Source organism: Elizabethkingia bruuniana, from assembly GCF_002024805.1.
Lineage (GTDB): Bacteria > Bacteroidota > Bacteroidia > Flavobacteriales > Weeksellaceae > Elizabethkingia > Elizabethkingia bruuniana.
Genome location: NZ_CP014337.1, coordinates 3,271,807 through 3,296,100 on the forward strand (window position 1 = coordinate 3,271,807; position 24,294 = coordinate 3,296,100).

A 24,294-nucleotide genomic window follows, 5' to 3' on the forward strand; every position below is an offset into this window, starting at 1 on the left:
AATTTATTTTTTATAAATAAAATCAATCGAAAGAATCGAATACCCGCAAACCTTTATCCATCAACAGTTTGAGCCTTTCACTGATTTTAAGTCCTGTTTAGATTTTTATTACCCACCAATTTACGATATTTTTGTATTCATTTTATTCAAAATAACAATGTATCAAATCTTAATAGAACCTACTGAAAATCCAAAAGTCCTAAAGTTTGTCGCTGGACATACTTTAATTGAAGGCTCTTTGGAACTGGATAGAAACTCTGATATTTCAGAGATCCCTGTTGCACAGGAATTATTCAACTATCCGTTTATCACCCGTATCTTTATTACTGCTAATTTTATTGCGGTAGCTAAAGAAGATACTGTTGAGTGGGATGTTGTAGCTCAAAGCCTTAAAAATGTAATTGAAGATCAGTTACTGGCTTATCCAAAAATCTTTTTACCAAAGAAAAAAGAACAGTATACATTATATGCTGAGATGACTCCAAATCCTGCGGTAATGAAGTTTGTTTCCAACAAAATTTTACTGGAAGGCTTTCTGGAAGTACGCACACCTGAAGAGGCTACAGATATTCCTTTAGCTAAAACAGTCTTTGAAAAACTGGATTACGTAAAGGAAATTTTCATCAGTGATAACTTTGTAGCACTTACCAAAACGGATAATGTACAATGGCATGAGGTAATGATGGATGCACGTGGCTTTATTGCAGATTACCTTCAGAACGGTAACCCTATCAGCAATGTTCCTGCACATCAGCATGAAAATCCGGTACAAAAAATCATTAACCGTGATTATACTGACGATGAACAAAAAATCAGTGATATCCTAAATGAATATGTATCTCCTGCAGTAGAAAATGATGGTGGAAAAATTTCTTTAATTGAATATGATAAAGAAAGCAAAACTGCAAGAATGTTATTACAGGGAGCATGTAGCGGCTGTCCTTCTTCTACAGCAACATTGAAAAACGGTATTGAAGGAATTCTGAAACAATTTGTTCCTGAGCTTGTGAACAATGTTGAAGCTGTTAACGGATAATTCTCTATTACAAACACCAATAATAAAAAACTTGTGAGTAACCCTCAGACTTCAAATATTAAAAAAGGAATTTTACTGGTTAACCTTGGTTCTCCCAAATCCACATCCGTAAAAGATGTAACAGAATATCTTGATGAATTTCTGATGGATGAAAGGGTAATTGATACCAGATGGCTGTTCAGATCTCTATTGGTACAAGGAATTATTCTGAAAACCCGTCCAAAAAAGTCCGCAGAAGCTTACAAAACAGTCTGGACCGATCAAGGGTCACCGTTGATTGTAATCTCAGAACAGATACAAAAAAAACTTCAGCAGGTAGTAGATGTTCCTGTAGCATTGGGGATGCGTTACGCACAACCCTCTATTGAAAAAGGAATTCAGGATCTTGTAGATAAAGGAGTAAACGAAATCATTCTTTTCCCTTTATATCCACAATATGCTATGAGTACTACCGAAACCGTTAGTGTAAAAGCTGAAGAGGTAAGAAAGAAAAAATTCCCTGATGTAAAGATTAAGTATGTAAAACCTTTTTACAACCGCGATATTTACATTGATGCTCTTGCTGGCAGTATCAGAAAGCAATTGCCTGAGAAGTTTGATAAACTTCAGTTTTCTTATCATGGTGTACCTGAAAGACATATTTATAAAACAGATCCTACAAAAACCTGTAATCTGGAGAACTGCAGAGCTGAAGGACCTCATCATTTCAATGAATACTGCTATCTGAATCATTGCTATGAAACGACCCGTTTAGTCCGTGAAAAATTAGGATTAGCTGAGGACAAAGTAATCCTTACTTTCCAGTCACGATTGGGAAAAGATCCATGGATTCAGCCTTATACAGATGCTACTTTGGAAAGTCTTCCTAAGCAGGGAGTAAAAGATTTAGCTGTTGTATGTCCGGCTTTTGTTTCAGACTGCCTGGAGACGCTTGAAGAAATTTCTGAAGAAGGAAAAGAAATCTTCGAACATGCCGGCGGAAAATCCTTCTCCTATATTCCTTGTTTAAATGACAATGATGAATGGATACAGGTCATGAAAAAACTCTGTGAAGAATTATATTAATATAAATTGTTGAAAAAATACCTGAATTATCCTCAGGTATTTTTTTATTTAGCCTAATAATCTGCCCGCATTAGAAATGTCGAATTAGAATTAAGCTCTATTCCTTTATCTCTCCCTACAATCACAGTTCCTCCGATATTGGCAAGATAATTTCCAAAGGCACAATTAGGTTCAAATGCAAAGCACATCCCTTCCCGAAGAACGATATTACGTCCTGGATTTGGCAGCCTTCCTACATTACCATAATTACCAGCTTGCTGAAGAGATTCGATTCCCGGCGCCGTACCAAAACCAATAGGTCCGTAAGGATTAATACTGTGAATAAGCGGATGCACATGCCACCCTTTAGCAGCCAATAAAGGTTTCTCCATCGCATCGATTACTTCTCCGAAAGTAACACCTTCTTTTAGGTTTTCTACACCTATTTCATAACATTCCCGGGCTACCTCAGCTGCCCTCTCTATATCCGGATGAACTTTCCCAACTGCAACTGCAGCCTGGTGCTGAGTTTCGTACATACCATATAGTGCAAATATCTCAGACAGTACAATATCTCCTTCCTGTATAATTCTTGGAGCCTGCGAACGGTATTGCCACGCTGGTGGGCCCCATCCAAAATATTCAGCCCCTGAACCTAACAAAATTTCTGCGGTAAAACCTCCCATAGAAATACAGGTTGCTGTAATGACTGCGGCAACTTCAGCCTCGCTTACTCCCGGCTTTATTGTTTTTCGCATTGCCTCACTCATTTCTTCACCTATATGTGCAGCATATCTTATCAACGAAAGTTCTTCTTCACTTTTCACGGATGCAAGTTTGAAAAAATCTAAGAATACCGGTTTTAATACTGCTTTAGGAAAAACCGCTGTTATACCTTTCCATGTACGGTGTGGTAATGCTCCGTCAAAATAAAATGGCGGATATGGCTCTAATCCTATAATACCAATTTGTGGAGCTTCACCAAGTCCAATATTCTTCAATACCTGTCCGATATATTCTCCGGTTTTGCCTACATAAATCTGTTCAGGGGATATCCACTGCTGGTCCCCACGCGACATGGCCTGCATATGATCTGCTATCATCATGGGTGCGAAAGTTACAACTACTGGTTTTTCTTCCTTATGAAATATTACAACTGACCCCAGGCGATCGTTTGTAAAATAATGATCAATACAAAAAGGTGCCGGAGCCGCAGACTCGCGATCTCCATAAATAATCAGTGTATCCAGATTATTATTTTTCATAATTTTTCTCGCCAGCTGCCAGCGGCGATCACGTTCTGCAAAAGATAAAGGTGTAGGAATTGACATTGTTGTTCTCATAATTTTATACTTGAATTAATAAGAACAAAGTACGTTGCATAAACACAGAGAACTATTGCTCATTACTTTGCAATAACATGCAATATGTTTGTATTTCTACTTTTAGCAGCATAATTAGTCATACATTGCATACAATATGTACGACAAGACACAGATTGACAATTACAACATTCCTTTTGTTGCATCGGAATTCGGAATTAAAACTATTACAGGAATAGCTATAAACAAATCTCCTGATGATGTACGAAAGCACCTGACAAAACATCCACATTTTGTAGATGGTTTTATCTGTGCAATATGCATACAGGGGGAAGCCAGGCTAAGAATAAATTTTCAGGAACAGGAGTTAAATCCGGGTACTATTATGATTATTCTGCCTGACACAATGCTGGAGCCTTTAAATATTTCAAATGATTTGCATATTGACACCTTATTTTTCTCTTATGAACTGATGTCGGATGAACCTCTGATAAATGAGTTTGATATTTTTCAAAAAATCAGATCTTTTCCATGCATAAAACCAAAAGAGGCAGATATTGAAATCTTCAAAGATTATCATTCTTTTATAAGCAAATTGTTCTTCAGAGATAACGATCCTGATAAATATAAAAAACTAAGGTATCTGGTTCTGGCCTTGGTAAATGAAATTAAATCAGTATACACCTCTGAACAGCCATCGGGTAAGGCATATCAAAAACCTGAATCATTAGCAGACCGTTTTCTAAAGCTACTTTTCATGTACTATAAACAAGAACGCAGCGTTAATTTTTATGCAGATAAAATATGCTTAACACCCAGATATTTTACTACTGAAATTAGAAAAAGTACCGGAAAACCTGCTCTTATATGGATCAATGAAGTCGTTACTGCACATGCCAAATCATTGCTGATTACTCAAAAGAGAACGGTCACAGAAATCGCAGAAGAGCTAAATTTCACCGATGCATCCATGTTTTGTAGATTCTTTAAGCGGCATACAGGTCTTACCCCCTCAGAATACAGGCAGACTATTCGTTAATAAATGCACTACAGCATTATTTTTCCACAGGACTATGGATAACTAATTTTATAATTGAGCTCTACAGGATTATTTGTTTCTCTTATTTGTTTCTGCTCGGATAAAGTCATGTCTTTATAATCAATTGGCAGTACATTACCATGTTCATCAACTACTCTTAGTTTCGATTGTCCGGCTTTATATTCTTTGAAAGGATCATTGTAATAATCTTTTGCCAGTTTCTGAAACTGTGCCCATGTCAAGATAAGACCTTTTCCTCTTTGGAAAAGTTGTCTTCCACTTTTTTTAATTTCTGTAAGTGCAAACTGGTAATCTTTCTTTTCATCTTCTATTTTTACAATAAGTCCGGGAAGACCACTAAAGACATGTGGTCCGTCTAAAATCGGAATTTCTGTTGCGAACCATGCCGTCCAGTTCCTGCCTCCATAATTGGTAGTAGCTTTTTGCACAGCAAATTCTCCTGCTTTGTCTTTATCAGGCAATATCTTCCACAGTAGATTTTCTTTTATTGGGATGGCATAAAGCTCTCTTGCATTCTGCACATTTTTAAAGGTTTCTTTCGTTTTCAGATTTTTAGAGATATATAGCTGATTCCCAAATCCTGTATCAAACCATGTCCATCTTCCTGTATTTGAAAAAATCGAATCAGTTTCTTTTTGCTTATCGGTTCTGAAAACTGATTGCTTATCCATAACATCCAGATTCATTTTCAGAGTTATGATACTATCTTTATCCGGATTGCCCTTGTATTTGACTTCATAAACAAACGTTCTGAGTTGGGCGGAAATACTCAGAAACAATACAGAAAAAGATAGTAATAATAGTTTTTTAATGGTCATCATATTTTTATTTGTAATCGTTTTTATAATTGAGCTCTATAGGATTATTCGTTTCTCTTATGTTTTTTTGTACCCCGGGAGTCATTTCGCTATAAGTTGCTTTTACAGGATTTCCAAAGCCATCATCTTTCCAAACTCCAACCCCTTTTGACTTTATTTCTGCATACGGATCGTTATAATAATCCATCATTAGTTTTTTAAATGTTGGATAACTCATCTCCAGCCCTCTTTTTCTAAAAAAGAGATTTCCTTTATTCTTTCTTATAGCCTTTAGTGTAAAATCGTAATCACCTTTGTTATCTTTTACCTTTACTATTAATCCTGGTAATCCATTAAAAACATATGGACCCTCTGGAATCGGAATTTCAGTGGTAAACCATGCTGCCCAGTTTCTTCCACCATAGTTAACCTCAGCTTTCTGTACTTCAAAATCTCCGATTTTATCCTTATCTGGTAGAATTTTCCAGTTCATTTTCTCGTCTACTTTTACATAATAATAGTCTCTAAGATGAGTCTTATAGCTTTTTTTAATCTCATTTACATTGAGATTTTTCATAACATAAATCTGACTTTCCATATTAGACCCCATACCAAAGCCATACTTACCACTTGACAGAAGAGAGTCAGACATCCTTTCATCTTCAGTCCTGAAAACAGATTGCTGGTTTACAATATCAAGTGTAAATGTTTCTTTCTTTTTGTCATCCTTCTTATCACTGTATCTGTAATCCAGTTGATAAACAAAGGTTTTATTCTGTGCGAAGAGGCATAGCGTTGCCAAAACAAGAAGAAATCCTGATAGTCTTTTTTTTCATATTATTAAATATTCTAAATATTACTTTTCGCGGTGAACCGATGAAAAGGTTTCGTAAATTTGGTCTTACGTAAATTTATAATTTTTCTTCAAATGCTGCATATACAGATTTTTCCTTTTAATCCTTTTTCTGAGAATACTTACATCATATACAATGATCAGAAACAAGCATGGATTATAGATCCGGGAAATGTTCATCCAAAAGAAACGGAAGCCCTGCAATCTTTTATTGCCGATAATGGATTGAAAGTTGAAAAGATATTACTAACCCACGCCCACATTGATCACATTCTGGGACTACAGTGGGCACACGACACTTATAAAGTTCCTGTATATCTCCATCCGGATGAAGAAGAAATTCTGAAAATGGGTAATCTTTCCGCACAACGTTTTGGATTCGATTTCGAGAATTTTAATGGGGATCTAAAATTCCTTAATGAAGGTGATGAATTAAAATTAGGTGATGAAGTATTTCATATTTATTTCACTCCGGGACATTCACCAGGAAGCATCAGCTATCATAATCCGAACGGCAAGTTCATTGTTTCCGGAGACGTTTTATTTGAAGGAAGTATTGGACGGACAGATCTGTTCAAAGCCAACTTTGATCAGTTGATCGATAGTATTAAAACTAAACTTCTGGTTCTTCCAGAAGACACGGAAGTTTTCTCAGGACACGGAAATCCTACTAAAATAGGATTTGAGAAAGAACATAATCCATTTTTAAAATAAAACATATGAGCATTAAAGACGGAATCCTTATTGAAAATCAAAGAGAGGCAGATAATACTCGAAGAATTATCGAGAGACTTAAAGATGAAAATGCCTCCTGGAAACCCCATCAAAAATCGATGTCTGCATTACAACTGGCTTCCCACATTGTAGAATTGCATTTATGGCTAAAAACCGCCTTAGAAAGAGACAACTTTAATTTCCATACAGATTATGTTCCGTTAAAGGCAGCATCCTTCGCAGAGCTACAGGATATTCTTGCAAAAGGAGTAGAAAACAATATCAATTTTGTTAACAGTACTGATGAAAATTTCTGGCTGCAAACTTATACACTAAAAGCCGGAGATCATGTTATCACTACACTTCCTAGAATTGGAGCATTACGTTTTATCATCAACAATCACCTGATCCATCACAGAGGACAGCTGAGCTTATATCTAAGAATGCTGGACATTCCTGTTCCCGGACTATACGGACCGTCTGCTGACGAAGCATAAAAATCATTACTCAATAGTAAACAGGCTCATCAATATCGATGAGCTTTTTTATTGAATATATCCAAATAAAGTTTTTCACAATATTTTCCACATTTCTGTAAACGTAACAAAAACAAATAATAATTAATTTAAAAATAAATTTTGTAATTAATTAAAATGCATATATTTGCATCATTAAAATACTTGATAAATCAAACATATATCAATGATAAGTACCGAATTATTACTTTTAGTCAACATCAATAAACTGCAGTCGGTTATTGCCAGAAAATTTGATTCTCTTAGTGTACATGGGCTAGGGTTCAATGATTTTGTCATTTTGTATATCCTCAATTCTTCTGTTGAAAGCAAAACGCGCAGAATTGATCTGGCTGACAAAATTGGTCTTACAGCTTCCGGCGTAACCCGCCTGTTAAATCCTTTGGAAAAAACAGGGCTTGTAACAAGGGAAACAAATGAAAGAGATGCCAGAGTAAGCTATGTTGTAATAACTTCTACCGGGAAAAAAATATTAGAAGAAGCCCAAATAACAGCTGAGAATATTACCAAAGAGATTCTTTCATCGAAGAAAGGAAAGTCTCTAAAGGCCGTTACCGAATTTTTATTCGAATTGGGTGGAAACATACAATAATCTATATGATAATGAAATGAAAAATGCATTAAAACAAGAATTAAGGGAAAAAGCAAAAGCCCATAAAATAACCATGGGAGTCCTTAGTATAAGAAATAATATAACAGAAAAACAATATGTTCAGAGCTCTCTGAATATGGAAGCTCTAGTCAATAAAATTAAGTTCTTGCTTAATGGCAGACTATTTACGAATCCTCAACTGCAAAATGACTGGACTGAACAAGGAAGCGAAAACTTCACTTTTGAATTTGTAACTGTCATCCACCCTCAGGACAATAAGTATATCAATTATCGTCAGGAAATAATGAGAGCCGAAAAGGCTTACCTTGACAGTATTGATACAGAAATATACTAATACAATGAATAAAAAATACTTATCTCCAAGCTTTGAAGCTGGCAAGCACCTCTTTCAGAAAAACATACAAGGAAGTCTTGTCAATCTGAATCTGATAAAGCTAAAGAAAGAAGCAGATTATTCCGCACATCCAGATTTGAAACCGTCATGTAGTATAAGTGGCCATGAAGCTTATCTTACTTACATTAAGGAAGCAAAACCTTTTTTAGAAGCCAGCGGCGGAGAAATCTTATTTATAGGAAAAGGAGATCACTTTCTGATAGGACCTGAAAATGAGTATTGGGATCTATGCATGCTGATAAGACAAAAAAGTGTTAGTGACTTTTTCAGCTTTGAGCAGAATGAAGATTATATGAAAATCACAGGGCACAGAACCGCTGCTATTGAAGATTCCAGATTATTACCATTGGAAGAATTCTCATTGTAATCTTGTAATTCATATGAATAAAATTACCCCTATTCTGAAATATAAAAACAAAAATATGGCCGGAATCACTTCCGGCCATTATCTATTTATAAAGTAATTCTTTATAATTTATTTCCACTTAATACCACATCCTACACTTGGTATCTGAAATTCTTCCTGTGGCTGATCAGCCAGTAAGTTCTCAAATGCAATAATCAGATCTTCACCGGTAACCTCCTTCTGATTTCCTGGGCGAGACTCGTCCATTTGTCCTCTGTATACCAAATCCAGTTTGTCATCGAACAAATAAAAATCCGGAGTACAAGCTGCCTGATAAGCTTTAGCGATTGCCTGGCTCTCATCATACAAATACGGAAATGTAATATTTCTTTCTTTAATGAAGTCCAGCATTTTTTCTGGTGAATCTTCAGGAGACTGTTCCAGATCATTTGCATTGATACCTATCACCTGAATTCCTTCAGCTTGGTAATCTTCATGCAATTCAACTACTTTATCAATTACATGTTGTACAAATGGACAATGGTTACTCATGAATACAACCAAAGTTCCTTTCTTGCCCTTTAGTTCTTCAAGATTCTCGGAAGTTTCTGTCAGAGGATTTTCTAGTTCAAAATAAGGTGCTTTAGTTCCTAAAGCCAGCATATTAGAAGGTGTTGTTGCCATTTTTTTAATTATTATAAAGTTATAAGCGTTTAAAAATCCATTCCTATAAACAGATCCATTCACACTCGATTATAAAGTGCTTCTACTAACTCAACAACAAAGATAAAATTTCTTTTAAAAATATAGCCTATCACATTTTTATAAACTTCGAAAATGTTAAAATTTAAAATTTATTTGGAAACAGAACAATAAGTACTGTAAATTTGCTAACACTGTTAGGAAAAATTATCATGGGAGTACATGAACGTAGACAGCGGGAAAAGGAATCGGTGCGTGCAAACATTTTGCAGGCGGCATTCAATCTGGCCAAAACGGAAGGATGGGCATCACTCTCTATGAGAAAAATAGCAGATGCCATAGAATATAGCGCTCCGGTAGTATATGATCATTTTGAAAATAAGGATGCCATCCTCTTTGAAATTTCTCTTCAGGGATTTAAACTCTTACAAAGAGACTTAATAAAAGCCCAAAAGAAATATGAAACCCCGGAAGAACAACTAACCGCTTTAGTAAATGCATACTGGGATTTTGCATTTAAAAATAAAGAGTATTATCAGCTCATGTTCGGATTGGGAATGCAGTGTTGTGGTAAAGGCCAGATGAAAGACGAGTTTTCGCTTTTCCAGCAGATGATTTACGACTGTACTTATAGAATTATTGAGAAAAACGGTTCCAATACAGAGGAAGCTTGTCATAAATCTCATGCCCTATTCTCTGCAGTACACGGAATGATTTCTATTATGATGATGCGTAATGCAGATATACCAGAAACAATGAACAAATCTACTTTTGATGAGGCAGTTGTTTCTTTTATTAAATCTTTGTAAATTTTTTTTGAACCAAATATTAACACTGTTAGGAAAACTAACGTACAAATAATAAACATACTGTTCATCACACTTTTTAATTAAAAAACTTATAAAACTAATGCGTCCGGATATTTGACACGCTCTATTTTTCAGACAGTTATATTTTATTTAATTATTAACACTGTTAGAAAATATTACACCTATTAACCTTATTTTAATCTGTAAAAACAGAAACTAAGCCTAAAAACAAAAAAATCTGAAATTATAATGAAAATGCTTGAAAAATCAGGAATTATTATACTGCTTTCTGGTATCATATTACTACTAAACAGTTGTAGCAAAGCCTCGGAAACTGCAGGACAGGCTCCACCGCCACCGCAGGTACCAGTATATACTGTAGTTTCTTCACCAGCTACTACTTATCAGGAATTTCCTGCTGCGCTTGAAGGAAAAAACAATGTAGAAATAAGATCTCAGGTAGATGGTTACCTGGATAAAATCTATGTAGAAGAAGGCTCTTTTGTAAGAGCGGGTCAGCCTTTATTTAAAATTGATTCCCGTACCTACGGGGAGCAGGTAAATATGGCTCAGGCTAATTTACAGGCAGCTAATGCCAACATACAAAAGGCCAAAGTAGAAGTAGACCGCTTAATTCCCCTTGTAAGTTCTAAAGTTGTTTCGGATGTACAGCTAAAAACTGCAAAAGCTAATTATGCAGTCGCTGTTGCAGCAGCAGAGCAGGCAAAAGCCTCTTTAGGAAATGCAAGAATTAATGCTGGGTTTACAACCATTACAGCGCCAGTAAGCGGATATATCGGAAGAATTCCGAATAAAAAAGGGAGCCTTATTTCCAGAACAGATCCTAATCCGTTGACCACACTTTCGGACGTAAGCGAGATCTATGCCTATTTCTCTTTAAGTGAAATGGACTTCATCGCTTTTAAAAACAAGTATACAGGTGCTACACTGGAAGAAAAAATTAAAAATATGCCAATGGTAGATCTTGTAATTGCTGATAACAGCCTTTATCCTGAGAAAGGAAGAATGAGTATTATCGACGGTCAATTTGACAAAAGCACGGGAGCTATCAGCATAAGAGCTATTTTCCCTAATGCTAATGGAACACTAAGAAACGGTAACACCGGTAAGGTACGCATGCCTCAGCTGTTGAGCAGTGCATTGGTAATTCCACAGGAGTCAATCTTTGAAATTCAGGACAAAACCTATGTATATATTCTTGGAAAAGACAAGAAAGTAACCAGTAAACCTATTACTATTTCAGGAAAAACAAGCAGTTACTATTTTGTTTCCGACGGTCTTAAAGCCGGCGATAAAATTATCTATACAGGTTTGGGAATGTTGAAAGATGGTGCCTTTGTTAATCCAAAAGCACTCTCCTCCGATAGCCTGCTTCAGGCAAAACCTCTATAACAGGTAATGAAATTATAGAATATCATAACAATAAGGAGTATTCCCAAATGAATACTTCAAAATTCAATTCTTATGTTAAAAAAATTTATTGAAAGACCGGTACTCTCTACCGTTATCTCTATAATACTACTATTGCTGGGGACTCTTTCATTGTTTAATCTTCCGATTACACTGTTTCCGGATATTGCACCTCCAAGTGTACAGGTTACAGCCTTTTATCCGGGAGCCAATGCAGAAGTTGTAGCCCGTTCGGTAGCCAATCCTATTGAAGAAGCAGTGAACGGGGTGGAAAACATGACATACATGACTTCCAATTCCAGTAACGATGGTACGATGACTCTAAATGTATTTTTCAAGCAGGGAACCGATCCGGACAATGCTTCAGTAAACGTACAAAACAGAGTATCTAAAGCAATGAGCCAGCTTCCTCAGGAAGTAACCCAATCCGGGATCTCAACACAGAAAGTACAGAACAGTTTTATTATGTTCATGGGATTATACAGTGAAGATCCTAAGCAATATGATGAGCTCTTCCTTCAAAACTACCTGAAAATTAATGTTATTCCTCAGATACAGCGTATTCCAGGAGTAGCACAAGCTCAGGTATTTGGGACAAGAGATTACTCTATGAGAATATGGCTGAAGCCAGACCGTTTAGCAGCCAATAATCTTTCTCCTCAGGAAGTAATGGCCGCAATTAAAGACCATAATCTGGAAGCAGCACCTGGTCGTTTGGGTCAGGGAAGTAAAGAGACCTATGAATATATCCTTAAGTATAAAGGTAAACTGAATAAAAATGATGACTATGAAAACATTGTTATCAAAGCGAATGCAGATGGTTCTTTCCTTAGATTAAAAGATCTTGCAAGAGTAGAGCTAGGCTCTTATACTTATACTGCTGAAAATCGTGTAGACGGTAAACCTGTTGCCGGGTTTGCAATCTTACAGACTGCAGGTTCTAACGCCAACGAAATTCTTACAGAGATTGAGAAACAGGTAGATGAGTTCTCTACGACTCTTCCTAAAGGTGTAAAGCCAATTATTATGTACAACTCTAAAGACTTCCTGGATGCATCTATCCATCAGGTTGTAGAGACTTTGGTTATTGCATTTATTCTGGTATTTATCGTAGTTTACATTTTCCTTCAGGATTTCAGATCTACTTTAATTCCGGCTATTGCCGTTCCAGTAGCAATTATTGGTACATTCTTCTTCCTTCAGCTATTTGGCTTCAGTATCAATATGCTTACATTGTTTGCATTGGTATTAGCTATTGGTATTGTTGTGGATGATGCTATTGTCGTGGTAGAAGCTGTCCATTCCAAAATGGAACAGACAGGTATGCCGGTAGAACAGGCAACAATGAGCTCTATGAGTGAAATATCGGGTGCCATTATCTCCATTACATTAGTTATGTCTGCCGTATTCGTCCCTGTAGGATTCATGCAAGGCCCAGCCGGTGTTTTCTACCGACAATTTGCATTTACGCTGGCTATTGCTATTATTATATCTGCAATTAATGCACTTACTCTAAGTCCGGCACTTTGTGCTCTGTTTTTGGATGACCCGCAAGGAGAACACGGGCATCAGGAGAAAAAAGGATTTGGTGCTAAATTCTTTAGAGCCTTTAATGCTGCGTTTAATACAATGACACGTAAATATATTTACAGCCTTAAATTCCTGATTAAGAATAAATGGGTAGCTGTAGGTGGTCTTGTACTAATTACCGCAATCAGTGTTTTCCTTATCAAAAAAGCACCATCCGGATTTATTCCAACGGAAGACCAGGGGTTTGTATTATATGCTGTAAATACTCCACCAGGAAGTTCATTGGAAAGAACACACCGGGCTACAGAGGAAATTGATAAAATTGTAAAAAAGGAAAATGCCACAAATCACCTTTGGGTAGCAGATGGACTAAACTTTATCAGTAATGCTAATGCATCCCCATATTCTGCAGGTTTCATCAGACTGAAAGATATTGATAAGAGGGGGGATATGAAAGATCCTGATCAAATTGCTGCAGCTTTAACAGGGAAAGTAAGTGCTGTAAAAGATGCTAATGCATTCTTCTTCAACTTCCCTACTGTACAAGGGTTTGGTAACGTCAGTGGTTTCGAATTTATGCTGCAGGACAGAACTAACGGCTCTTTCGAGCAATTAGGAGCAACAACTCAGGCATTTATTGGTGAGTTGATGAAAAGAAAAGAAATTGCATTTGCCTTCACTACGTACGCTGCCGGAAATCCACAATACACAATAGAAGTTGATTCTGAAAAAGCAAAACAACTAGGTGTATCCATCACTGAACTAATGCAGACTATGCAGATTTATTTTGGTAGTAGCTTTGTATCCGATTTTAACAGATTTGGTAAATACTACAGAGTAATGGCCCAGGCAGATGTTCCGTATCGTACAGATATCAATTCACTGGAAGGTATTTATGTGAAAAACAATATGGGTGAAATGGTTCCAACTAAAACGCTAGTTAAATTAAAACGAACTTTTGGACCTGAAACCGTAACAAGAAATAACTTATTCAATGCCGTTACCATCAACGGAACACCAAAACCCGGATACAGTACCGGAGATGCCATTAAAGCTGTAGAAGAAGTAGCTAAGCAATCACTTCCCCGAGGCTATGGTTACGAATGGACTGGTATTACCCGTGAAGAGATTAAAGCAGGTGGGCAGACAGCATTTATCTTCCTGCTGAGTATATTATTTGTTTACTTCCTGCTTTCTGCACAGTACGAAAGTTATATTCTTCCGTTTGCTATTATTCTGACAATCCCAACGGGAATATTCGGGGTATATGCTTTCACCGGATTGGCAGGAATCGATAACAATATTTATGTTCAGGTGGGACTGATTATGCTTATCGGATTACTGGCGAAAAATGCAATCCTGATTGTGGAGTTTGCTGTTCAGCGGAGAAAAGCAGGCAAGTCGTTGATAGAATCTGCGCTTCAGGCATCCAGACTAAGACTTCGCCCTATTCTGATGACATCTTTCGCTTTCATTATTGGTATGCTTCCATTAGTTTGGACACAAGGTGCATCGGCAAAAGGGAATCACTCCATCGGGATCAGTACTGTTGGCGGAATGCTTACCGGAGTTTTACTGGGAATCTTTATTATTCCTGTATTATACGTAATCTTCCAGTACCTGCATGAAAAAATGCCAAGCAAGAAAAAACGCAGAGCACTTCAGAAAGAATTAGCTCATCAACATCCTGCTTCACACTAAAATTATTTAATAGACATGCAAAGAATACATCAAATATTTCTGGTAGTAGCACTGGCCGCAATTGTGGTTTCCTGTAAAACCAGAGTAGCTTATACAAAGCCTGATCTTCAGCTGCCCTCGGAGTTCCGTTTTACGGCAACTGCTGATACAGCGAGTATTGCCAATATGAGCTGGAAACAATTTTTCGGTGATCAGACACTTCAGCAGTTAATAGAAAAAGGGATTAACCATAATCTCGATTTACAGATTGCATTGAAGCAGGTAGCCGCATCGCAGGAAAGATTATTGCAGGCTAAATATTTACAATTCCCTGATATTAATTTTACGACATCCGCACAGATATCAAGGCCTTCTAAAAACAGTATGAATGGTCAAAGTCTGAATCTATTTATCGGAAAAAACCATGTAGAAGACTATAATGCAGCTTTCAACCTTTCCTGGGAAGCAGATATCTGGGGAAAAATTAAAAACCAGAAGGAAGTAAGCAAAATGCAGTATCTACAGACGTATGAAGCGTCAAAAGCAATACAGACTCAGGTTATCGCTGCCATTGCTCAGGGGTATTACAACCTGCTTATGCTGGACAAGCAAATGAAAATAGCAGAGTCGAATCTGGAACTAAGTGAAAATACATTAACCATTACACAAAAAATGTGGGACAGCGGTGATGCTACAGCTTTGGGAATTCAACAGGCAAAAGCACAGAAGCAGTCAACCGAGCTTCTTATTTCGCAACTGAAACAGAATATTGCTATTCAGGAGAATGCTTTAAGTATTCTTACGGGAGAAGCTCCTAACACAGTGAACAGATCCCTGGATATTGCAGATGCTTCTATGCCTGCAAATATTTCCGCCGGACTTCCTGCAGCATTAGTCAGCCGCCGACCGGATGTAAGACAGCATGAACTGGCCTTATTGGAATCTAATGCCTTAGTTGGTATTGCACAAGCTAATATGTATCCCGCTCTGAAGATTACTGCAGGTGGTGGAATTAATTCTTTCAAATTTGATAACTGGTTTCAGATTCCGGCATCATTGTTCGGTTCTGCACTAGGAGGGATTACCCAGCCTATCTTCCAGAAAAGACAATTGAAAACTGATCTGGAAGTTGCAAAAATTCAACGTGAAAAAAATGTACTCATGTTCCGCCAATCTGTTCTGAATGCTATGGGTGAAGTCTCAGATGCTATGGCTTCTAATGAGCAGTTAAAGACACAGGAACTAACAGCTGTCGATCAGGTATCTACTCTGAAAGACGGGATAAAAAATGCACAGATGCTTTACAAAAGCGGAATGGCAAATTATCTGGAAGTGATTACCGCACAAGCAAATTCACTTCAAGCTGAACTAAACCTTGCTTCTATAAAACGCCAGCGTTTGAGCAGCATGGTAGATCTTTACAGAGCCCTTGGTGGCGGATGGAAATAAATGTCAATCCATTTTTATATAATCTATTTAAACGGGAATCACGGCTTTAGGGTCGTGATTTCTTTATTTTATAAGAGATAATTGTCTCAATAGCTCTTCGAGATCTTTTGGGGTATAACCCAGCTGCAAATAATGGATATCATCTGCTTTACGATACCAGGTAAGCTGGCGTTTTGAATAACGCCTGCTGTTTTTCTTTATTTCTTCAACTGCAAAATCCAGTGTCCATTCGCCATCTACATACTTAAACAGCTCAGTATAACCAACTGTTTGCAATGCTGTCCTCTCACGGTAAGGATAAAGTACTGTTGCCTCTTCCAGTAAACCTTTCTCCATCATAATATCCACACGTTTATTAATCCGATCATACAAGACCTCTCGAGGAGCTTCTATTCCTATTCGGAGAACATCAAAATTTCTACCTTCCCGGCTTATATTCAAAAGATCAGAATATGGTTTTCCTGTCTGCCAATAAATATCTAATGCCCTTAGGAGTCTTCTTGGGTTTTCAATATCAGCTTTTTCATAATACTTCAGATCCGCTTCTTTTAGGAGCTCCTGAAGTTTTGTAATACCTTCAGATTCTAAAATAGCTTCCAGTTTTCTGATATTATCTGCATTGGCTTCCGGTAGTTTATCTAATCCGTCAATAACAGCCCTTTCATACATTCCGGAGCCCCCTACCATTATTACAACATCATACTTTTTAAACAACTCTTCTAATTTATTCAGAGCGTCTTTTTCATATTTACCAATAGAATAATCATCCTGAATACTGAGATTAGCAATAAAATGATGGGGCGCTGCAGCCAGTTCTTCTTCATCTGGCATTGCTGTACCTATAGGCATTTCTTTAAAAAACTGACGGGCATCGCATGAAACTATTTCTGTCCCAAAACGCTGTGCAATTTCAATTGCAAGTTTAGTTTTACCTATACCAGTAGGTCCTACGACAGAGATCAGAAGTTTATTATTTTGTTTCATCCGTAATATATTCATCGCTGATATTTTATCAGTCATCGTTTCAAAGGTCAAAAATAAAAAAACCACCCGAAATGGGTGGCTTATTCTGTGTATTGTTTTTACTGAGCGTCGACTTCAATCGTTTTAATTCCGTTTTTCTTGTCATCTTCCCAGATTAGAAATTTTTCAACTTCTTTCATCAGTACCGGCATAGCCAGTGCTAATACTGCTAAATCATCCATCTGCCCTATTACCGGAATCCAATCCGGAAGCACATCGATTGGTGATATAGCATATACAAGTGCCAGACCGGGAAGAATAAAACCTTTAAGATCGGGTTTGTAATCTCCTTTTGAAATGAATTTTATCATTCTGAATAAATCCGGAAGCTTTCGGATAAAACCTTTATGTCTGAATGCTTCTTGTATCAGTCTGATTTTTGATGCTTTTAATGCCATTTCTGTAAATTATATTTTGGTTTGATAGCATTAAAATCTCAAAATCTATACCAATGTTTATTTTGTGACAGTATCTACAAATTGCTGATTAGATTCTGAGTTCCAGTCATCTGCACCTTCTTCTTTTTTCAGAATTCTTCCTGTTTTGTCAAGAATAAATGTAGAAGGGAAAATCTTTACCAGAAACTTATCCGGAAGCGGACTTGTTGCAATATATACAGGAACTGTGTAGTTACCTTCTTTCAAAAATTTAGCAACATCCTCTTCTTTATCCTGCATGGCAATAAGAACAAAATCTATTTTATCTTTTTTGCCATCGTACAGTTTCTGGATTGTCGGCCATTCCTGACGGCATGGCGGACACCATGTTCCCCAGAAATTCAGAAATACAACCTTGCCTTTGAAATCTTTAAGATTAGCATTCGGCACATTCATCCCTTTTAATTCAATATTGTACTCAGCATCGGTTACAGTCACTTCATTATTCAGCTTTTCAACCGTTGGCTTCATCATCACCTGATCTTTAAAAAAGTTTCTAAGACCCGGCACCAGAAAGATCACTGCAACAACAGCAACCAGTACCAATATCCATATTTTTGAACCTTTCATCTGTAATTATTATTTACCCGAAGGGATTATTTCCAAAAGTTCTTCAATAGTATCATAGCCTTTGTTTCTGGCATAATACACTTGTAATTCATGGTAGAAATCATCTTTTGTATAATTCTCAGGATCGTTTTTATGCTTATTTAAAAGTTCTTTCCCGTGTGCCGGACGCGGCCCCCACTGACCTATTACATTGAAATCTTCATCCAAAAACAGAATAATAGGAATTGACTTTCCGCCATTGGTTAAAAAATTATCTATTAATGAAGGTTCCTGATCGCGGTATGTAATTCTTACTTCGTATTGCTCAAAGAATTTCACAACAACTGGTATCGCCTGACTTGCATCACCACACCATGCTTCAGAAATAATTAGTATTCTTCCTCTGAAGTTTTTTTGCGCAAGTGTTTCCACCTGCTTTTCATTCGGAAGATATTTTTCAGACATTCTGTTCATTCTCTGAATTCCTAACTTGTAGTATTCCAGATAATCAACATCCTGTTGATTTCTCGGATTTCCCAAAATTTCTCCGGCATGTCTTAAGTATTCGTTATAAGTAACAGCCTCGTTCCAGAATTTTTTAATATCCATTATAGTTTTCTCGTTTTATTAATTAACATCATATCTGCCAGTACAAATGCAGCTAAAGCCTCTACTACCGGCACAGCACGTGGTAATACACAAGGATCGTGGCGGCCTTTCCCTTCCACAGTTACCGAATTGCCATCTTTATCAATACTTTCCTGCGGACGCAAAATAGTGGCTATAGGCTTAAAAGCAGCTCTGAAGTAAATATCCATACCATTGGAAATTCCTCCTTGAATTCCTCCTGAAAGGTTTGTTTTTGTAGTTCCGTCTTCATTAAACAAATCGTTGTGTTCGCTTCCCAACATCTTGGCACCACAGAAACCTGAGCCATACTCGAATCCTTTGCAAGCATTAATATTAAGCATCGCCTTTCCTAATTCAGCCTGAAGCTTACCAAAGATAGGTTCTCCCCAGCCTGTTGGCACATTTTTCATTACACAGGTAATCGTCCCACCAATTGTATTTCCCTGCTTTTTAATTTCCTTGATTCTGGTAATCATTTTTTCAGCAGTTTCTTCATCCGGGCAACGAACAATATTATCGTCGATTTTACTAAAATCTAAATCCTGATATGGCTTCTCACAGAAAATATCACCTACTGAAGATACGTAAGCATTGATTTGTACATCTGCCAATAATTGCTTTGCCAATGCTCCGGCCGCAACCCAATTAATGGTTTCTCTTGCAGAAGACTTCCCTCCACCACGATGGTCGCGAAAACCAAACTTCTGATCGTAGGTATAATCTGCATGCGAAGGTCTGTAAGCCTGAGCCAAATGGTCGTAGTCTTTAGACTTCTGATTTTCATTTTCTATAATAAAGCCTATTGGTGTACCTGTTGTTTTTCCGTCAAAAATTCCTGAAAGAAATTTAACTGTATCGCTTTCTTTACGCTGAGTAACGATTGCAGACTGTCCCGGCTTTCTTCTGTCCAGCTCATGCTGTACTGCTTCAAGATCTACCTCCAGTCCTGCCGGAAAATTTGTTATAATTCCACCATAAGCCAGTCCGTGGCTTTCTCCAAAAGTATTAAGTGTAAGTAAATTACCTAGTTGATTCGACATAGTAATACAAAATTAGGTTATTTTGGGATAAAAAACTACTCTAAAAGAGGTCTCATTTATCTATTTCAATTATTATAAAAATATAGTTTTATCCAAAATGCATAAAAAAGGGATGCAATCTCTGCATCCCTCTGAAACTATACTTAATTTAAGTAAAAGTAAATTAATATCTTGGTTGTACTCTACCTGTCTTTCTGTCATTTGCTCTACCGATTGCATATCCTGCTCCGGCGCCAAGCACTCCACCAATTACAGCTCCGGCGCCTCTGTTTCCTTTGCTGATCAATGCACCGGCTGCTGCACCACCTACAGTACCGATAATGGTACCTTTAGCTGCTGAAGACATTCCTCTCTTTTGTGGTTGCTGTACTCCTGCATTGCTGTAGCCGCTATTTCCTGAACTTCCGTTATTTGCGTAACCTCCATTATAACCAGAGTTACCACTATAAGAACTCCTCTTTGTACGTTTTTTTCTTGGTGTATAATTCGTATTTCCTGCATAATTAGCTTTTCCTGCAGCTACAGAAGATGCTGCTACCGCTGTTTTCTTAGCTTTATCCAAGCTGTCTGCTTTCTTTTCCTGTTCAAAAGCAAATTTTTCTTTCTCTATGGCTAACTTCTGTTTTTCGATTTCCAGTTGCTTCGCCTGATAATCTAATTTTTGTTCTGCTACAGTAGGTCCTTCTACTTTCTGGTCTCCTTTATTACACGAAGCCAATAGCAATGTTGTTACCAATCCGGTTAATACTATATTTTTCATATCTTTCATTTTACCTCTGAAAAAAAAGACTTTTCAAAGCATTTATTTCCTATGCTCTCCAATATTGATTCCATTCTATCGTTAACGAATGTTAATTATTATGGACAAAAAGTCATTGATCTAATGAAACAACGATAAATATTGAGTTTTAGTATCGGAAAGAAAATTTATTTTTATAGTAAAAAAATAAGAATTGTATATCACTGTATTACAGATACAAAGTCTATAAAAAAATAAAACCTCTGGATAATCAGAGGTTTTATTAAGAGGTGCCTAGCGGATTCGAACCGCTGTAGATGGTGTTGCAGACCACTGCCTAGCCGCTCGGCCAAAGCACCGTTTTAGGTTTGCAAATATAGCAATTTTTCTTTAAAGATAAAATGTTTCCGCAAAATCTTTGAAAATTTCAGACTGCAATTTGCCCTATTTCCTCCATTTCATCTCTAAGTCTAAGACTCTCTTCAAATTGCTTGACATTGACCACTCGTGTATTAGACCATTTATCATGAAGCCCATTTTGCCCGAAAAAAGAGAATGCTTCAAAAGGAACAGCTCTTGTAAAATTTCTCTTTAGCAAGTCAATAACATTTAGGGGAAGATTCGTTTCATTAACAGCTTTGGTACCTGTAATAAATTTTCCAATCGATCTGCCTTTAAAAATCCATTCCTGTACAAACATAAATGTAGCATACAGAATCATTGTAATAAATTGATCGACCAACCTATTGGCATTAGTCATTGCTTGTATTATAGAATAAGCCAATTCGGATTGTGTTAGGGAATACCATACCCCCAATAAGCCTCCGAACAGAAAAATTAAAATATAAAAAATAGTAGCATCTATAATGTAATTAAAAAACCGTGTCCATTTAGTTGCCTGAGATCTTTCCACAAGGGTGTAATTGTTTGTCATAGAATATTTATTTAAATTGATATTTGAAGTCTTTATTTTTATAAGGTGTTAGTGTTTTAAAAGGAAGAAGAAATGAATCTTCACAAGATCTCGCCGCCCGATAAAATATTGGCGTAAATACTATTCCTTCTTTTGTATACGTCCAGCCAGGAAAATTCCAGTATTCAATATTTGTATAATCACAAGGATCCTCTTCGTCATTTTTTGGTTTCTCAAACTGATGCTGTCTTATCATAAGTTTTGCCAGAGTTGGAGCGAAAAAATTGGATCTGTAAGCAGAATAGGCTGTAAAATTAGTTTTAGACTCTGTGGTAACGGATTTATCAAATGCTATAATATCATCCAACTCATATTCTTTCCCGTTATGCAAATCGAAAAGATACCCTGTAGAACCAAAGTCAGGATGTGCCCCACCACAGAAATAGCTTGAAAAATTACTGAATCCCAAAAGGTTGCTATCCCAATAAGAAATGCTTGTAGAATAATCTATTCCATCGGCATCATTATACGCTGAATAATTAGAACAGCTAAGCTGATTAATAGCCATTTCAAGATGAAGATCGAATAACTTGTTATTAATTACATTTTTAGCTTCTGACTTCTCAGTTGCCGAGATTCTCATAAAACTGGTTTTTGAGAATTTTTCGGAATACCAATCGGCTTTATGTCCGCTATAATCTGATACCGTATCTTTTCTAAAAACCAAATAAGAGGATCTGATAAAATCTTCCGGAGCTTCTTTCCTCAATTGCTGAATATAATCACTATCCAGAAAAGGATTTTTAACCTGTGAAAGATCAGCTTCGTGTAAACTAACCGGCAATTCTTTATTCTTACTGTCTTTCCAAATTCCTTCGAAGGCCGTTGCTGATTTTCTCTTCAGCACGAACTTCTCTTTGTATTTTATGTAGGTGTCGGCAAAGCTAAAAACGAGATCGCCATTGTTTGCTTTTTCGTATTCCAGTCTGATATCCCGAAGTGTAGATTTATAAAAATATTTTGCCGACAGATCATTATTACCATAATCGTCCAGCATGAAAACAACAGGCGACTTCCCGATATTCCCCTCAAGAATATATCTTTTGTTCTGTCCGGATAAAAAAGAGAAAAATAAACACAGAAACAATAAACAAAATAAAGTTCTTTTCATCTTTATGTGTTTTTAGAATGCTTTTTCCATCTCCAGGCTTACCCCTGTCATTTCGCCAGGCATTGGAGGCTGCACTTTAGTCAGCTTTATTTTAATAAAATTCACCTGTTTAAATTCCGCAGCAATACGTTTCATGATCCTGCCAATAACGTGCTCTAACAGCTGAGATGGTATTTTCATTTCCTGATGAATAATCTCGTTTACCAATGCATAGTTAATGGTATCCTTCAGATCATCACTCTCCGTTGCTTTCCACAAATCTGCATGAATTTCTGCATTAATCAGGTAATAAGTTCCCAGAATTGTCTCTTCCGGCAATACGCCATGATAAGCGTAAATCTTGATATTTTCTAAAATAATTTTTGAGATCATAATGGTCATAAAACTAAAAAAGTTTTGCCAATTACTGAACAAAACTTTTTTAATATTTTTTAATAGTTTGTTTGAATTTTATTTTATGCTCTTCGATAGATCCAGCATTGCTTCAATTGGCTTCAATGCCTTTAAACGTAGTTCTTCGTCGATTAAGATTTCAGGCAACTCATATTTCATACACAAGTATAATTTCTCCATTGTGTTTCTCTTCATATAGAAACATTCGGAGCAATTACAACTTTCATCGAATACCAATGCAGGAATTAAGGTTTTATGAGGTGCACGTTTTTTCATTTCGTGTAGAATCCCTTCTTCAGTTGCAATAATAAATTCCTGACAATCGTCTTTCTGTACATAATCCAACAATGCAGAAGTAGATCCGATGAAATGTGCCAGATCTAGTACTGGTGTTTCACTTTCCGGGTGAGCAATTAATTTTGCATTAGGATGATCTGCCAACTGTTGCGCAATACGTTCCATGGAGAACGCTTCGTGTACAATACAGCTACCATCCCACAAGATCATATCTCTTCCGGTTTTTTTAGACAAATATCTTCCCAGGTTTTTATCCGGAGCAAAGATAATTGGACGATCTGTTGGTAAGGCCTTGATAATCGTTTCAGCATTGGAGCTTGTTACAATAATATCACTTTCAGCCTTAGTTTCAGCATTACAGTTGATATAAGTTGCAATTAAAGCATCCGGATGCTGCTCACGCATTTTACGAAGTCCTTCACCACTACAACCGTCAGCCAGCGAGCAACCAGCCAATGTATCTGGTAAAACGACCTTTTTAGTCGGATTAAGAATCTTCGCAGCTTCTGCCATAAAATGTACCCCGCAAAAAGCAATCATGTCTGCATTTGTTTCTTTTGCCTGACGTGCTAATTGCAAAGAATCTCCTAAGAAATCAGCTATATCCTGAATCTCTCCCGGCTGGTAATAGTGAGCCAGAATAACTGCATTCTTTTCTTTCTTCAAATCCAGAATAGCTTGTTTCAGCTCTTCTCCCTGAGGAATAATCAGATCCTTATATTTTAAAAATCCCTGTACAGGAAGATTGGATTTTGCTTGTTCCAGCGTTTCGTTCATAAGTAACGT

At 36.9% G+C, this 24,294-nt stretch carries 26 protein-coding genes and 1 tRNA gene; 12 read left to right on the forward strand and 15 right to left on the reverse strand.

What is annotated here, in order from left to right:
- Positions 1-157: 157 nt before the first annotated feature.
- Both AYC65_RS15230 and hemH read left to right on the forward strand, forming a co-directional pair.
- A complete protein-coding gene (locus AYC65_RS15230) occupies positions 158-1,036 on the forward strand; it encodes a NifU family protein (protein WP_034869563.1) in 879 nt (292 codons plus the stop codon).
- A 33-nt stretch (positions 1,037-1,069) separates the two neighbouring features.
- Positions 1,070-2,101 carry a ferrochelatase gene (gene hemH, locus AYC65_RS15235; protein ID WP_034869565.1) on the forward strand — a complete coding sequence of 344 codons (1,032 nt, stop codon included), beginning with the start codon at positions 1,070-1,072 and terminating at the stop codon, positions 2,099-2,101.
- Positions 2,102-2,154: 53 nt separating this feature from the next.
- On the opposite strand, the gene AYC65_RS15240 is transcribed toward hemH, so the two are convergent.
- The gene (locus AYC65_RS15240) at positions 2,155-3,423 is read right to left on the reverse strand and encodes a M24 family metallopeptidase (RefSeq protein ID WP_034869566.1); all 1,269 of its coding nucleotides are present in this window, start codon (positions 3,421-3,423) and stop codon (positions 2,155-2,157) included.
- Positions 3,424-3,559: 136 nt separating this feature from the next.
- Here AYC65_RS15240 and AYC65_RS15245 point away from each other — a divergent pair, with 136 nt between their 5' ends.
- Entirely contained in the window at positions 3,560-4,441 is an 882-nt protein-coding gene (locus tag AYC65_RS15245) for an AraC family transcriptional regulator (protein ID WP_034869568.1), read from the forward strand.
- 32 nt (positions 4,442-4,473) lie between these two features.
- Here AYC65_RS15245 and AYC65_RS15250 read toward each other — a convergent pair whose 3' ends face one another.
- Both AYC65_RS15250 and AYC65_RS15255 read right to left on the reverse strand, forming a co-directional pair.
- Positions 4,474-5,283, reverse strand: a complete 810-nt coding sequence (locus AYC65_RS15250; protein ID WP_034869569.1) for a GLPGLI family protein — start codon at positions 5,281-5,283, stop codon at positions 4,474-4,476.
- A gap of 4 nt (positions 5,284-5,287) precedes the next feature.
- Positions 5,288-6,061, reverse strand: a complete 774-nt coding sequence (locus AYC65_RS15255; RefSeq protein WP_078674692.1) for a GLPGLI family protein — start codon at positions 6,059-6,061, stop codon at positions 5,288-5,290.
- A gap of 126 nt (positions 6,062-6,187) precedes the next feature.
- Between AYC65_RS15255 and AYC65_RS15260 the strand changes: the two genes are divergently transcribed.
- From AYC65_RS15260 to AYC65_RS15280, 5 genes are all read left to right on the forward strand, one after another.
- Positions 6,188-6,826 (forward strand): MBL fold metallo-hydrolase, encoded by a 639-nt coding sequence (locus AYC65_RS15260; RefSeq protein WP_034869573.1) that lies wholly within the window; start codon positions 6,188-6,190, stop codon positions 6,824-6,826.
- A 5-nt stretch (positions 6,827-6,831) separates the two neighbouring features.
- Positions 6,832-7,323 (forward strand): DinB family protein, encoded by a 492-nt coding sequence (locus AYC65_RS15265; RefSeq protein WP_034869575.1) that lies wholly within the window; start codon positions 6,832-6,834, stop codon positions 7,321-7,323.
- Between the two features lie 205 nt (positions 7,324-7,528).
- Positions 7,529-7,954 carry a MarR family winged helix-turn-helix transcriptional regulator gene (locus AYC65_RS15270; protein WP_034869577.1) on the forward strand — a complete coding sequence of 142 codons (426 nt, stop codon included), beginning with the start codon at positions 7,529-7,531 and terminating at the stop codon, positions 7,952-7,954.
- A gap of 16 nt (positions 7,955-7,970) precedes the next feature.
- Positions 7,971-8,309: a GIY-YIG nuclease family protein gene (locus AYC65_RS15275; protein WP_034869641.1), complete on the forward strand. Its 339-nt coding sequence runs from the start codon at positions 7,971-7,973 to the stop codon at positions 8,307-8,309.
- 4 nt (positions 8,310-8,313) lie between these two features.
- Positions 8,314-8,736, forward strand: coding sequence for a DUF1330 domain-containing protein (locus AYC65_RS15280; RefSeq protein ID WP_034869579.1), 423 nt, complete (start codon positions 8,314-8,316; stop codon positions 8,734-8,736).
- Between the two features lie 108 nt (positions 8,737-8,844).
- Here the strand turns inward: AYC65_RS15280 and AYC65_RS15285 are convergent, their stop codons facing one another.
- A complete protein-coding gene (locus AYC65_RS15285) occupies positions 8,845-9,399 on the reverse strand; it encodes a thioredoxin family protein (protein ID WP_034869642.1) in 555 nt (184 codons plus the stop codon).
- Between the two features lie 230 nt (positions 9,400-9,629).
- Between AYC65_RS15285 and AYC65_RS15290 the strand changes: the two genes are divergently transcribed.
- From AYC65_RS15290 to AYC65_RS15305, 4 genes are all read left to right on the forward strand, one after another.
- A complete protein-coding gene (locus AYC65_RS15290; protein ID WP_034869581.1) occupies positions 9,630-10,226 on the forward strand; it encodes a TetR/AcrR family transcriptional regulator in 597 nt (198 codons plus the stop codon).
- A 249-nt stretch (positions 10,227-10,475) separates the two neighbouring features.
- The gene (locus AYC65_RS15295) at positions 10,476-11,639 is read left to right on the forward strand and encodes an efflux RND transporter periplasmic adaptor subunit (protein ID WP_034869583.1); all 1,164 of its coding nucleotides are present in this window, start codon (positions 10,476-10,478) and stop codon (positions 11,637-11,639) included.
- Positions 11,640-11,711: 72 nt separating this feature from the next.
- Positions 11,712-14,888 (forward strand): efflux RND transporter permease subunit, encoded by a 3,177-nt coding sequence (locus AYC65_RS15300; RefSeq protein WP_034869584.1) that lies wholly within the window; start codon positions 11,712-11,714, stop codon positions 14,886-14,888.
- A gap of 15 nt (positions 14,889-14,903) precedes the next feature.
- On the forward strand, positions 14,904-16,316 hold the full coding sequence (locus AYC65_RS15305; RefSeq protein WP_034869585.1) for an efflux transporter outer membrane subunit: 1,413 nt from the start codon (positions 14,904-14,906) through the stop codon (positions 16,314-16,316).
- A 63-nt stretch (positions 16,317-16,379) separates the two neighbouring features.
- On the opposite strand, the gene miaA is transcribed toward AYC65_RS15305, so the two are convergent.
- The 11 genes from miaA to nadA form a co-directional block, all read right to left on the reverse strand.
- Complete coding sequence (miaA, locus tag AYC65_RS15310) at positions 16,380-17,315, reverse strand: tRNA (adenosine(37)-N6)-dimethylallyltransferase MiaA (protein WP_034869586.1); 936 nt, start codon at positions 17,313-17,315, stop codon at positions 16,380-16,382.
- An 83-nt stretch (positions 17,316-17,398) separates the two neighbouring features.
- Positions 17,399-17,737 carry a YkvA family protein gene (locus AYC65_RS15315; protein ID WP_034869587.1) on the reverse strand — a complete coding sequence of 113 codons (339 nt, stop codon included), beginning with the start codon at positions 17,735-17,737 and terminating at the stop codon, positions 17,399-17,401.
- A 57-nt stretch (positions 17,738-17,794) separates the two neighbouring features.
- Entirely contained in the window at positions 17,795-18,346 is a 552-nt protein-coding gene (locus AYC65_RS15320; RefSeq protein WP_034869589.1) for a TlpA family protein disulfide reductase, read from the reverse strand.
- Between the two features lie 9 nt (positions 18,347-18,355).
- A complete protein-coding gene (locus AYC65_RS15325) occupies positions 18,356-18,934 on the reverse strand; it encodes a thioredoxin family protein (protein ID WP_034869592.1) in 579 nt (192 codons plus the stop codon).
- Positions 18,934-19,995 carry a chorismate synthase gene (gene aroC / locus AYC65_RS15330; protein ID WP_034869594.1) on the reverse strand — a complete coding sequence of 354 codons (1,062 nt, stop codon included), beginning with the start codon at positions 19,993-19,995 and terminating at the stop codon, positions 18,934-18,936. Before aroC ends, AYC65_RS15325 begins: the two co-directional genes overlap by 1 nt.
- Positions 19,996-20,158: 163 nt before the next feature.
- Complete coding sequence (locus AYC65_RS15335; RefSeq protein ID WP_034869644.1) at positions 20,159-20,755, reverse strand: glycine zipper domain-containing protein; 597 nt, start codon at positions 20,753-20,755, stop codon at positions 20,159-20,161.
- A 267-nt stretch (positions 20,756-21,022) separates the two neighbouring features.
- Positions 21,023-21,093, reverse strand: a tRNA-Cys gene (locus tag AYC65_RS15340).
- A 68-nt stretch (positions 21,094-21,161) separates the two neighbouring features.
- Entirely contained in the window at positions 21,162-21,668 is a 507-nt protein-coding gene (locus tag AYC65_RS15345) for an RDD family protein (protein ID WP_034869597.1), read from the reverse strand.
- Between the two features lie 7 nt (positions 21,669-21,675).
- On the reverse strand, positions 21,676-22,818 hold the full coding sequence (locus tag AYC65_RS15350; protein WP_034869599.1) for a hypothetical protein: 1,143 nt from the start codon (positions 22,816-22,818) through the stop codon (positions 21,676-21,678).
- A gap of 12 nt (positions 22,819-22,830) precedes the next feature.
- The gene (gene folB, locus AYC65_RS15355) at positions 22,831-23,190 is read right to left on the reverse strand and encodes a dihydroneopterin aldolase (protein ID WP_034869645.1); all 360 of its coding nucleotides are present in this window, start codon (positions 23,188-23,190) and stop codon (positions 22,831-22,833) included.
- Positions 23,191-23,268: 78 nt separating this feature from the next.
- Positions 23,269-24,285 (reverse strand): quinolinate synthase NadA, encoded by a 1,017-nt coding sequence (nadA, locus tag AYC65_RS15360; RefSeq protein ID WP_009085683.1) that lies wholly within the window; start codon positions 24,283-24,285, stop codon positions 23,269-23,271.
- Positions 24,286-24,294 lie beyond the last annotated feature (9 nt).